This is a genomic window from Mesorhizobium sp. STM 4661 (assembly GCF_000359125.1).
Lineage (GTDB): Bacteria > Pseudomonadota > Alphaproteobacteria > Rhizobiales > Rhizobiaceae > Mesorhizobium.
Map to the genome: position 1 here is coordinate 1 of NZ_CAAF010000029.1, position 12,481 is coordinate 12,481.

Genomic DNA, 12,481 nt, shown 5'->3' on the forward strand with positions numbered 1-12,481 from the left:
TTGCCAAGAGTGGCTGCAAAAGTGAATCACTCAATCCTTTCGAATTGGTTGAAACGAGCGACTAGTACTCGTTCGTTCGACGGCACCCAGTCCGGCATGGGAAATTCTCCATGCTTCCAGGTCCGTATGTCGCCACCGTCTGCATTGGACGAAAGGCGCTGATTATATGTCATCGCTATATCCTGTGATCCGCCGGCTGCGGAATTGCGGGCCGGTGGAACACGATGACTTGGAGAAGGCACCTCGTGATGAAGAGATGCCAATCTACTATAGCAGAAGTTGGCGCATGCCGGTCGGGCTGTGGGTCCACATGGCCGCGCGGCTATCATGTTCAGCCAAAAGAGTGGGGCATGGTGCTTGGCGCAACGGGGACAGGATTGGTATCTTTCCTAGTTAGGATCATGCGCCTTGATATCGGAGGTTCCCCCCCATTTGCTCGCCTCTCTTCCTTGAAGAAGGCAGCTTCATCGATCATCGAGATCCTGCAACAACGAGGCGACCAGGGCCTCCTCGGCGATGGCGACGCGGTGTTCACGCATGGCGGGCGCCAGCGCCCCATCCCATGATGCTTCGACCGCCTTTCCTCCAAGTGGGTGGGCAAGGCCACGCGCCGTTCGCACGGCGGCAATATAGTCGACGGCGCCAAAGCGCCACGGCCTTGCACCGTGCTCGCGCATGATGTGGTTGCCGATGTGCAACCCGGACCAGTCAAAATCGCCGTGATAGTGGAGTTGCGCGCCCGCCTGCGCGAGTTGGGTCAGAAGACATCGCTGCGCAGCCGCCGGCATACCATCAGTACACACCAGCGGTGCGCAGACAGCTCCCCATCGGTCCGCGGCGATGGCGAGCAAGTTGGGATTTTCGCACACGTAGACGCCGCGGCCCGCTGCGTCCCATCGGGTTGACGAGCGCAGCAGTGATCGCAGCGATGCATAGGCCGGTTCTCCCGGAGGCCGACGATCGCTTTCGCTCCCGCTTGTCGGCAGGTTCAGGAACAGTGCGGGGCGTGCCAGCTCGTTGACCAGAACGCCTGCTCTGGCCCATGTCTCGCGGGCTCGCTCTGCACCGCCGGCCGGTTCCAGATCGACGTCCTCTCCCGATTTCCGCGCCGTGCCGCCGCCTTCGTCGGTAATAGGTGCGATGGCGTCAGGAGCGGGCGTGGTGGTCTGACGCCAGACCGCCAGCACAAGTGCCGCGACCCCGCGGCCGTTGTCGAGGGCATGGGCATCGCCCAACACGTCAGCGGCCAGTTGCGAACGCGTGATACCCTTTGCCGGCAGATGCCGCAGCACCTCTTCGGTGCGCCGGCAAAGCTCCGCCGCGGCGATCGCATCCTGTCGAGAAAGCCGCTTGAGCAGGCCGATGCCCTCCGGCGTCAGGAGCAAGCTAGCCAAGCCGGGATGGCTGCAACCATCGATTACATCGGACCACACTGTTTGCAAATGAAGGCGCATCCCGGCGAGGTGAAGGATGGGCCCGTCGAGCTTTTCCAACGCGTCACGCAAGGACGCGGCGATGCCGGAGCGCAGCAGATCGGCATCGACCTGGCGGACATCGATCCGCAGGGACTTGGAGCGGCGCTGCGGCCGGCCGAGCAGCGAGGCCAGTGTCGCATGTTCTTCCGCGCTGAGTCCGGCGACGCGAATGTGATCGACAGCGCCGCCGAGTGGTGCGCGCTCGAAACGTTGGCGCAGCCGCCTGCGCAGCGAGGCGAGATGCTCGCCACCGAGCAGGCGTTGAAGACGCGGTTCGACCTGGTCGTTCATGCCGGCGAAAATCGGCGATCGGGATCGGCCTCGGACCTCTTCTCCCGCCCGTCCCATGTCCATCGCGAGACGAACACGGCATCGATACCTTCGCGCCGCTGCAACTGGCAGATAGCGACGCCCGGCAGCTCGGCATAGCAGGCCCATTCGCGCTCGCTGGTGATGACGAAGTCCAAGTCGAACTCGCGGATCAGTCCCATACAGTGCGCGCGCGCCGTGTCGTCGATGCCGGCGAAGGCTTCGTCGAGCAGCATCAGCCGCGGTGCCAGGGCATAGCTGCCCTGGCTGTAGAAGCTGGCGACCGCGGCGAACAGCGGTACCGTCAGGCCGAGTGCCCGCTCGCCGCTCGAGGCAGGGCCGGAAAGCTTGCGCCAATGCCCCTCCTGCCAGCGTTCGACGCGAAAACGGTGCCAATGGCGATAATCCAAGGCGCGGGCGAGCTGGTCAAGCAGGGTGCCGCTGTCCTTTCCGCTGCTGGAATCGGCACGCTCCCGCTCAGCGGAGATGCGCTGCTGGAGCATCGCTCCGACGACACGCCGGTCTTCCGCCGACCAGAGATCCGGGCTGGTGTTGAGCAGGCGCTTGCGCGCCACGTCGAGGCCCACCGGCGCACCTTCCTCCTCGGACAGCGGCTGCCACAGGAGGCGGTAGCGTACGCCGGTGGAGGTGGGGCGCTTGTGCAGCTCCCTGTTGATGGCATCGACCTGCCGTTCGGCGGCTTGCAGCAGCCGCTGGATTTCAGCGGCGATCTCGGCCTGCAGATGGTTCTCCAGAACGGTCCGCTCGTTGGCGGTCAGCAATTCGCTGCGCTGAGCGATTTCTTCGGCGAGTCGGCCGGCGAGGCGGCCCGGCCGCTCGCGCCGATTCTGGTAGATGATGTCGACGCTGAACCCCCAGTCGCTGGGGTCGGCCTGGGCCTGGTGGCCCAGCGCGCCGAGCGTGCGTTGCAGCTCGGTCAATTCCTCGGCAATCTGCCGCTGTACGCGCGCCCATGCGTCGTCGTCGTCCTTGAGGTTCGACAGTTCCTGTTCCGCCCGCCTGGCCAGAGTCAGCGCCGGATCGATCGTCCAAAGGCCCTCCATATCCGGCAGCTCGATAAGCGGCAGCGCCGCCGACAGCAGACCGGTGCCGGCGAACTGCTGCAATTTGGAGACCGCCTGTGCGCGCGCCTCGCCACGCTCGTGCAAGACGTTGTTCGCCGTCTCTGCTTGCTGGCTAGCCACCGCGCGAGTCTCGCCCGCCTTGCGCAGGACGTCACCGGCGAGCTTCAGCGCAACCTCCCCGGTTTCGACCGTGACACGTGCTTCGGCGAGTTGCCGCTGCAACTCCTCGACCTTGGCGCCGACCATGTCGCGCAGCACTTCGAGCCGCGCAAGGGCCTCTTCCGCTTCGACGCGGGCCGCCGCGGACTCCTGCTCGCGCTGCTGAAGATCGCCCCGTGTCTCGTCCTCCCTGGCAAGTTGCCGTTGCCATTCGAGCAGCGCCAGGCGCAGCTCGCGGGCTGCCTGCTCGAGCCGCACCTGCGTATCGCGATAATGATCCAGTTCCGCTTCGACGGCGGACAGCGCCTCGGGCGATTCCGGCAGGCGCAGGTCGGCGGCATCCGTTGCGAGCCGTTCGCGCACGACCTTGAGTGCCTGTTCGGCCTCGTGGCACCGCATATCCGCTTCGGCAAACCTTTCACTGGCGACACGCGCTGCGCGGGCGCTGGCGACGGCGGCCAGGTGAGCGCTGCGCAGCATCTCGTCGGCGGGCGCCTTGCGCCATTCTTCGTCGGCCTGCTCGCGATCCAGTATGAGCTGCCCAGCCATGGCCTGCACTGCCGCCAATTCGTCGGAAAGCCGCGCCAGGCGCTCGGCAATCTCGGCCAACCGCAGCGTGCGGGCCGCAGCGCGGGCCGCATGGCCGATATAGACCGCCGTCGGCTTGCCCCAGGCGCCGGACAGGGCACCGAGACGATATCGGCCGTCGGCGGCAATCCAGGCCTCTGTGTCGACCGGGTCGTCATCCGCACAGGCGACGCCGGACAGCAAGCGCTCGACGATATCGGCCGGCACCGTACAGCCGGCCGGCACCGTGACTTCCAGAAAGTCGGCAAGCGACGGAGAAGACTTTCGCCGTTCCAGCACATGTGTATCGTATAGCGGCGCGCCATCGTCGCTTGACTGAAGACGACCGTCCGGCGAGATCCACGCATCGAGCAGCCCGGCGGCTTCAAGTGCGGCTTCGAGGCCGGCGCGCTGCGGGACAGCCACCGCGCCGCGAAAATCCACCACTTGCCAGAATGGCGCGCCCTGACGCGCGTCCCGGACGGAGGCGTCGCGCGTGTAGGGCAAAGGCGGCACCATGTCGTCGCCGGCCTCCAGGCGTTGGCGTTCGTCTTCGAGCGTACCAAGTTCCGCCTCCAGCGTCTGCCGTTGGCCGTCGAGCGTCGCGCGCTGCTGCGTCAGTGCGAAGCTTGCCGCGTCATGCGCCGATTGCAGCAGGTGCCGGGCGGGATTGTCGCCTTGCAGCGTCACTGCCCATTCCGCCAGCGCCGTTAGGGCCGCGAACTTGGCGTTCGGATCGACTTGCAGTTGCTTCAGGCCAATGAAATGGCGATCCCAGCTTTCCGCCAGTCCCCGGCCTTGGCGTTCGATTTCGGCGTCGGCCTGTGTGCGACGTTCGGCAGCCTCTTCGGCTTCGACCTGTCGCTCGTCCTGGATTTCGCGGCGCCGGACATGGTCTGCCTCGGCTCGCGCGACTTCGCCGTGACGACGACGCAGCAGGGCGATCTGTTCACGCCGGCCGGCGACAAGATTGCGAAGCTCGGAGCAGGCTCTGTCGAAAGCATGCTGCGTCAACTCGACCAGCACGGAAGTCTCCAATGCGGCGAGCGGGTTTGCGGTGTGCTGGTCGACGATGCCTGCCGCATCTGCGTGAAGGGTACTTTGCCGGCGCAACTCGGCCAAGGCGCGTTCCGCCTGCTCGACACGCCGGGCGGTGCGCCCGGTTTCCTCGATGCTGAGTTCCAGCCGCCGGCCTGTCTGCTCGACCGCCGCCGCGGCTTTCTGCATCGCTTGCCGGCGCGCTTCCGCTTCTTTCTCGGCGCTTTCGAGGCGGTTGGCATCCTGCATTGTCGGGTCGGAACGCAAGGCGTCGAGCCGCGCCCGATCGCGCGCCAGCGTGATTTCCGAATCGTCTCGGGCCGTCTGGGCGAGCGCTTCCCGCGCCTGAACTTCGTCGAACCGGGCCTTGGCTTCGCCGCGTGCCCGGCTGGCATTGTCGAATTCCGTCTGGGCCTGACGCAGCAGCCGTGCCTGCCGGCGCGTCTGCGTACCGGCATAGACGCGATAGCGCTCCTCGAAGCGACCGACGGCCTTGGCCAGCGCCTGATACTCCTCGAGTTGACGACGGTCTTCCTCGATCTGTCCGAGGGCCTCGGCGACGTCGCCGAGCAGTTCGGGCGCCAGCGGCGGCAGGGCCTCGGTCAGCGCGTTCGACAACGCGGTTTCATCAGGCTTCCTGGAAAGCTGCGGCTGGCGAAGCTGGATCAGCGTATCCATCAGCGCGTCGTAGCGCTTGGCGCCCAGACGGAACAGGCGCTCGTCGACCGCGCGGCGATAACCGGCGGCGGTGTCGAACACCTGGCCACGGCCTTCGAGCGCATCGCGCAGGCGCTCCTTGGTCAGCACGATCCGATGCTCGCTGGTTAGCCACAGATCCTGGTTGATGCGCGGCGCGCCGTCGGCGTCTTCCAGCAGGAAGAACCAACTGTCAACTTGTGGGCGGGCGGCCGTTGCAGAGAGACCGACGCCGAGCGACAGAAAATGCGGCGTGCCGTCTTCGGCGACACGGCCGAACTCGATCCACGCGTAGCCGTTGCGCCGGTCGTGGCTGTTCATTAGCAGGTTCCAGGCCATCCTCTTGCCGGCATCCCCGTCGGGTTCGATACGAGAAGACTTGAGTTGCGCGTCGAGCAGGAACGGCAACGTCAGCGACAGCACCTTGGACTTGCCGGTGCCGTTGTTGCCACGCAGCAGCAGATGGCCGTCGCGGAACCAGAATTCCTCACTGTCATAGTGATAAAGTTCTACCAGGCCCAGGCGCAGAGGCTGCCATCGTGGCCGCGTCGGTGTCGGCAAGATGGGCTTTTCCAGTGGCGTAGCAAACAGGTTCAAGCGGTCGTTCATGTTGGTCCAAACAGAGAGCCGGCGGCCTGTGCTGCCACATTGCGGGTTTCGTGAATTTCGGCCTCGCCCAGCGCAAAGCGCGCGAGCGCCGGTAGCGGGCGTACGGCTCCGGCTTTTCGCACGATCAGTTGCAACTTTTCCAATCGTTCGATGGCAATTGTCGTGAGTTCGCGTTCGGCGCCGGGCTCGCGCGCCGATTTGCGCCAGTAACGGCCGTACCGGCTCTTGGCTTCGTGCAGGAAGTCCGCAATGTCATGCTCTCGCATAATAGGAGCCTGCATCGTGTCTGCGCCATCCTTGCGCCGCTGCCTTTGGCCGACGGCCAGATACTCGGCTACGAGTAGCGTCACATGGGCGTCGGTCCCCTCGGCGGGCATCGCCACATCGGTCAGCAGGCCGGCTTCGTCGACCAGCGCCAAACCTTCAGCGCGCTGCTCCGCCACCAGGCCGGCGGCATCGCACAGGCGGGCGGCCATCGTTCCGCGCTGGTTGAAGAAATAGGCGCGGGCTTCCGGATCCAGCGTTTCGACATAGACGACCGGGTCGTCGAGAAGCCGGCGCGCGAGCTGGTGGCGCAGCTCTGTGCGCCGACCTTCCTCGCTGTCCGCCACATGTTCGTCGACCATGGCGCGCAGCCGCTCTTCGAGTGTGAAGGGCGCTTCTCCTGGCGCCCAGGTGGATGGGCCACGCACCGCTGCCAGCATCCCAGCGAGCATGCGGCGTTGCACGTCATAGAGCGCGTCGGCCTGGTCGCCTCCGGCCTGCACGAAAGCCTCTTCGTCGCCGGCGACGCGGTCCAGCACTCCGAGATCCAGCAATGAGCGGCACACCGACACGAGTTCGCGCCGCTCATGCTGCGCCTCGAGCGTAAAGGTGAAGTCGAGCATCGGGTCGGCGGCGAGTTCCAGCAGCCTCTCGCCCAGCAGCCGCAAGGTGATCTGCGGGTCGGCGCGTTCGAGCACCGCGCAAGCGAGGCAAAGCAGCACGTAGCGGCGACGGTCGTAGCCGGGAAGGCCGCGCATGGTGTCTGTCACGGTTCCAGGACGCTTGTAGAGGCGCGCGCCCTCGCGCTCGACCTGCAATATCCAGCCTGTCTCGCGCGAAAACCATTCGCGCAATGCTTCGGCCTGTCGGCGCACGGCAGCGAAATCATCATCCGCGGGGTTCATCAAGGGCGTCATCAGCAGAGCGCGCAAGCAGGCGCGAAACTCCTCGCGCTGGAAATGTTGCTGCTGCAGGCCGATGTTGCGGCCATCGTTTGACCTGTTTGTCGCTTTCATCGGCCGTCCTGCAGAGGCGTGATGGTGATCAGATGGTCTCGCCCGGCAAAGACGCCATGCGGCGTGTCGATCCTGGCGTGGCTGTCGCGGGCAAGCGGCCTCAGGTGAATGTGCAGCAGGCCATCGCCCGTCTGCCGTTCTATCGGGGCCTCCGGCCCGGCCTGTTCGCTCAGCGCTTCTCCAAGCAGCCCAAGGAACAGGCCGAAGGCATGCGTGTCGAGTTCGCCTAGATCCGAAAGCCGCGCGGGATGGCTGGTGGCGAGGCGCTTGCGCGCCGCTTCCACCTGCAGCGATTCCTCCGCGAATTGCAGCGCCAGAAACGCGCGGTCCTCGGCGCGGTCCCTCACGCGGGGCAGCGGCCCGCGCGGGGCGGCTTCGCCATATTCGCGCAAACGAGGATGAATCCGGAGCGGCGCGGCATCGGCCCAGGAGGTGCTGGCCGGCAGGTCGGCGTCCGCGCCGGCGTTGAGCGAGAAATGCCGTGCGGGATTGAGTGCGAAGGCGGCGCGCGCAAGCTGGTGCGCCTCGCCATTGTCCGCGCAAGCGGCAAACCAGCCGGCGAGCAAGCGGAAATCGGCCGAGCGATCGCTGCGGCCGCTGCGCCGCTCGTTGAGGGCTGCGATCGCGGCCAGGAGCTGCGGGATAGCCGACCGTGCCCGCGCCCGCAACAGTTCGGCTTGCGGGGGCTCGTGGCCGGTGCTGAGAAACCAGCCGCGCAGGCCCTTCCATCGCTCGCACCAGGCTTGCAGGACGCGGTCGCGCGCATCGGACTGGTCCTGCGCGCCGCCGGGAGCCGCATCGCGCGATTCGCGCTCGGCTACCTGGCCCAGCAGGGCGTCGATGCTCGGTTCCAAGGCGAGTATGAGGCGCGCGATGGTGTCGGAACGGCGCACCAGATCGCCCATGAAGCGTTCCAGATAGTCGATCAGCCGCTTCTTGTAGTTCGCGACTGCGCCCGCTTCGGCCTGTTGCAACTCGATGCTGCGCGCGACACCGGCCATGAACGCCTGCGCGTTCTCGGCCAGGCCTTCGAAGACACGTACCAGGTCCCGCAGCGTTTCGTGGATCTTAGCGACATCGGGCTCGTCCGTTCCGGCCAGTGCTTGAAGCGCCTGCAACCGGCTCGCTATGTCTTCGAGCGCCACCGTTTGCAACTCGGCGCGGCGTTGCAAGGTTTGCACGAACACCGCCAATGCCGATTCCACCGCTTCGCCGCCGGGCGACAGCCGGTAGAGGAAGCGGGCGCGATAGAAGTCGCTGAGGTTGGAAACCCGCGCGGTGTCGGGGTGCGATTCGAGATTGCCCCATTCCGCAAGCTGGCCGAGCGCCGCATTGACTTCCTCGACGCGTGGCGACCCGTCCGGCCATCGGGCTTCGGCAAGCACTTCGTCAGGCCTCAACTGTAGACGATATTGCCGCTTGGCTGCCGCGAAGACATCCATGATGCAGCGGTAGAATGCAGCCTTCTCGGCGCTTACGTGACGAAATAGATCCGCCGGGTCATTCGCAATGTGCTTAGGCAATCGCTGCCTCCCCAACCTATTTCGAATGTTTTCGCTTTGTTCTGGCTCCCCGTCAAGACGGCGTGCTGATAGGTGAGCACATGGTGAAGCAATCACCAGTTCTCGCCCCCGACCAGCAGCATGTGCTATGTTTGGTTCAGCAGGCGAGTTACGCTAGCCAATGTGGCTTTGCCGCGCTGGACTATGCCGAGTAATATGGAAAAGTTCCAAATCTGGCCCGCGAAAAAAATAAAATCAAACGCTTTAGACACGCCAGACCCACCCTGACCATTGATTTTGCAACGAAAAAATACCCTAGCTGGAGCGCTGACGGTACTTTTCGAGCCGGCTTGGGCGCTCTATCTAAAGCTGCAAAGTGCGAGAAATCGTCCGATTGGTCCCGATAGTTGGTGAAACCTCAAAATATTTTTTGCGACGATTTTCCCTTTAAAATCAAAAGCGCAATTTTTTGACGGTTCTAGTGTCGGACTTTTCGTCGTTCCGAAAAATATTTAACATTAATTTCAATGGGTTGTGGGCTTATTGAACGATCGAATGGGAGTGAAGGGGAGTACCGTGGAGTAGTATCGGATAGCAGAGGACACCCGAGCGAATCCTAGGCCATCGATAGCAGTCGATAGATTCTAGGCGACCCGCAGATCTGCCGCTCTGTCGGGCGTCTCCCCGCTCTTCGAACGGCGCCCATACGCCGTCAGGCCCACCCCAACCTTCGCGACTTTGTGGCCTTCAAATATTCGGTCGCGCGCTGCTCGAAGAAGTTAGCGCGCGCGACCAGTTCTCGGCGTCGATCACACGGTCGTAGATCGATTACTGCTCCTTCTTGAACAAATCCTGGAAGATGAGCTGGCCCCAAGCGCGGCCGCGTGCGTGCACCAGCGCGCCACCCTCGTTGAGCTTTCCCAGCTTGACGGGTGCGAACCCGAGTTGTTTGGCCAAGGCCGCCACGGGAGCGATCGCGTCCTCGTCGTCGCTCGACAGAAAGACGACCCGGTGCCCGCCCTCGACGATCGGATCGGCAGCCAGGGTGGCCGCAACCAGGTGATTGAAACCTTTGACGAAATTGGCGCCGGTGAACGCCTTCGCGACGAAGGCGGAGGACGGGAGACCGTCCAGCTCCTCAAGGGGAACTAACGCGTTCATTGCGTCGATGACCGTCTTGCCTTTCCAGCTCGGCAGGGCTTTCGCAACCTCGCGATGCTCCCCGAAAGGGACCGCCAAGATGATTGTGTCGGCCTCGAGTGCATCCCGCAGCGACTTGGCGACGACCGTGGGTCCAATCGCCCGAGCCTGCGGCGCCAACGCCTCGGGCGGCTGGCGGCTCGCGACGGTCACGTCGATATTTTTACGGGCGAAGGCGTGGGCGAGGGCCTGGCCTACAGCGCCGAATCCTACAATCGCATAGCTCATAATACTTCTCCGATCCGTGTTGATATTGATTCCCCGGCCTTCAACGGCCCTGGGTTATCCGTTTCGCTGCATGGCGAGCTTCGCGAGATCTTCGGACCGCCACCCCAAGCGATGCGCGTCATCGGTTCGAATTCCTGAATTGACGCGTAGACGTCCTGCCGTGAACGACTTCCGCGCGGCCGGACGGTCAGCCGCTTCTCGCGATCCGGCGCGAATTCAGATGGCCGAGAAGCCGCCGTCGACAGACAACTCCACCCCATTCACGAAGCTCGAATCGTCTGAAGCAAGAAACAGCGCGACCGCCGCAATTTCCTCAGGACGACCCATCTTTCCCCGCGGGATCAGGGATTCGAACATCCGCTTCGCCTCCTCGGTGAGAACTTGGTCCTGCATCGGTGTGGCGATCGGCCCCGGGCTCAGCACGTTCACCCGGATATTCCTGCCCTTCAGTTCGTTGAGCCAAGTGCGTGCGAATGAGCGCAACGCCGCCTTGCTCGCCGCATACACGCCGTAACCAGGAAAACCTTTCACCGAAGCAACTGACCCGGTCATGAAGATGGATCCGCCATCGTTGAACAGCGGCAACGCCTTCTGAACCGTAAACAGCGTGCCGCGCGTATTCAGGCCGAAGGTCGCATCGAAATGCTGCTCGGTAATCTCGCCCAGTGGGACGGCTTCGCCCATGCCGGCGCTCGCGTACAGGACGTCGATCCTGCCCTTTTCCCGCTTGACCGTGTCTAACAGACGGTCGATGTCGTCGAGAGTGGCCGCGTCGCCGCGCACGCCGGTCACGTTCCGGCCAATCAGCTTGACGGCCTCGTCGAGTACCTCCTGCCGCCGGCCCGTGATGAAAACATAGGCGCCTTCTTCAACGAACCGCTTGGCGCTCGCCAGCGCCATACCGCTCGAGCCACCCGTGATGACTGCAACCTTACCGTCTAGCTTTCCCATGATCGTTCCTTTCAGGCTCTGTCGTTGGTCGTTCGGGGAAGTCCCCCGAGAGCCTCGAAGTAGGTTCGCCGCGGTCAGGCGTTGAGTGCGGAAGCGCGCACATCGGTGGTGCGAAATCGATCCGGCTGGACGACTGACGCAGCCGCGACGATCGGTGTCCGCCGTTCGGAATTGGGCCGCGCTGGTCGACATAGGCTATGATGACGGCCCGTACCGCTGTTCGATGTGTTGGATACGGGCTTTGGAAGGCGCACCGCGCGGTGCCGGATTGCACCATGATCGACTGGGATGACGTTCGCTACTTTCTTGCCGTCGCGCGCGGAGGCTCGGTGCGGGCTGCCGCCGAGCGCCTCGGTGTGAACCACTCGACCGTGCTGCGACGCATCGCCCAGCTCGAGGAACGCCTCGGGGTGCACATGTTCGAAAAGCTGCCCTCGGGCTACCGCCTGACGGCTGCGGGCGAGGAGGTCCTCGAGTTCGCGGACCAGATGGAAGCGTCGTCGCACCAGCTGGAGACGCGCGTCTTCGGGCGCGACCAGAGCGTGCGCGGGCTTCTGCGGGTGACGTTGGCTCCGACCCTCGCGACACACCTGCTCATGCCGGACTTCGCCGATTTCGCGCGTCTGCATCCGGACATCGAGATGGAAATCTTGTCGTCCGGCGAGCTGGCAAATCTGACCAACCGAGAGGCCGACGTGGCGATCCGCGTCGTCTACGATCGCAAAACCCTGCCGCTCAATCTTCACGGCCTGAAGGGACCGGAGCTGTTCGGCGGCGTCTACATGTCCTGCGATCGACTAGCCGCATGGCGTGCGGGCGCGCCTGATCCCATCCGGTGGATCGTCATAAGCATTCATGGAATTCCAGATTGGGCCAGCGAGGGTGAGGTTCGCACCACGGGGGTTCCATTCAGGACCACGGACGGCGAGGCGCAGATCGTTGCTGTACGGCAAGGGCTCGGGATCACGACACTGCCGTGCTTCGTCGGAGATGCCGACCCCCTACTGGTGAGGGTGCCGGGTACCGACCTGCACATGTACGGAACGCTCTGGCTTCTAACACAGGGGGAGACACGCAAGACGAAGCGCGTGCGGCTCTTCACGGAGTTCGTATCCCGCAGGCTCGCCGCGTACGCTCCGCTTCTCGCGGGGCTGTCCATATCGCGCGACTGACGCCCGGCAGGTCGCCGGCGACGCTTGCCGTAATCCGGTCGGAAGCCGAGCTGCGATCGCTTGAAGCGGCGTCGTTCAATCCGCGAATGTTGCGCCGTATCGCAACCGGCGCGAGGGCCACACTACTGACGGCGACGGACTTCACCATCGCTGACGGTCTTTTTGGCAGGCTGGAGACGCCGCTTTTGCGGAGAACTCCGAGGAAAATAG

General features: G+C 64.3%; 7 protein-coding genes. 1 reads left to right on the forward strand and 6 read right to left on the reverse strand.

The genetic code is table 11. The annotated features are described in order from the left end of the window. Window positions 1-464: 464 nt before the first annotated feature. The 6 genes from MESS4_RS09880 to MESS4_RS09905 all read right to left on the reverse strand — a co-directional run bounded on the left by MESS4_RS09880 (window position 465) and on the right by MESS4_RS09905 (window position 11,099). Complete coding sequence (locus MESS4_RS09880; RefSeq protein ID WP_006329513.1) at window positions 465-1,766, reverse strand: TIGR02679 family protein; 1,302 nt, start codon at window positions 1,764-1,766, stop codon at window positions 465-467. Further along, window positions 1,763-5,938: a TIGR02680 family protein gene (locus tag MESS4_RS09885; protein ID WP_006329514.1), complete on the reverse strand. Its 4,176-nt coding sequence runs from the start codon at window positions 5,936-5,938 to the stop codon at window positions 1,763-1,765. The genes MESS4_RS09880 and MESS4_RS09885 overlap by 4 nt, the downstream gene beginning before the upstream one ends. Continuing rightward, window positions 5,935-7,218: a TIGR02678 family protein gene (locus tag MESS4_RS09890; protein WP_006329515.1), complete on the reverse strand. Its 1,284-nt coding sequence runs from the start codon at window positions 7,216-7,218 to the stop codon at window positions 5,935-5,937. Before MESS4_RS09890 ends, MESS4_RS09885 begins: the two co-directional genes overlap by 4 nt. Next, the gene (locus MESS4_RS09895; protein ID WP_006329516.1) at window positions 7,215-8,741 is read right to left on the reverse strand and encodes a TIGR02677 family protein; all 1,527 of its coding nucleotides are present in this window, start codon (window positions 8,739-8,741) and stop codon (window positions 7,215-7,217) included. The genes MESS4_RS09890 and MESS4_RS09895 overlap by 4 nt, the downstream gene beginning before the upstream one ends. A gap of 807 nt (window positions 8,742-9,548) precedes the next feature. Beyond that, the gene (locus MESS4_RS09900; RefSeq protein WP_006329518.1) at window positions 9,549-10,148 is read right to left on the reverse strand and encodes an NAD(P)-binding domain-containing protein; all 600 of its coding nucleotides are present in this window, start codon (window positions 10,146-10,148) and stop codon (window positions 9,549-9,551) included. A gap of 216 nt (window positions 10,149-10,364) precedes the next feature. Further along, window positions 10,365-11,099: an SDR family oxidoreductase gene (locus MESS4_RS09905; protein WP_006329526.1), complete on the reverse strand. Its 735-nt coding sequence runs from the start codon at window positions 11,097-11,099 to the stop codon at window positions 10,365-10,367. Between the two features lie 275 nt (window positions 11,100-11,374). Between MESS4_RS09905 and MESS4_RS09910 the strand changes: the two genes are divergently transcribed. Then, window positions 11,375-12,271 carry a LysR family transcriptional regulator gene (locus tag MESS4_RS09910; protein WP_006329527.1) on the forward strand — a complete coding sequence of 299 codons (897 nt, stop codon included), beginning with the start codon at window positions 11,375-11,377 and terminating at the stop codon, window positions 12,269-12,271. Window positions 12,272-12,481 lie beyond the last annotated feature (210 nt).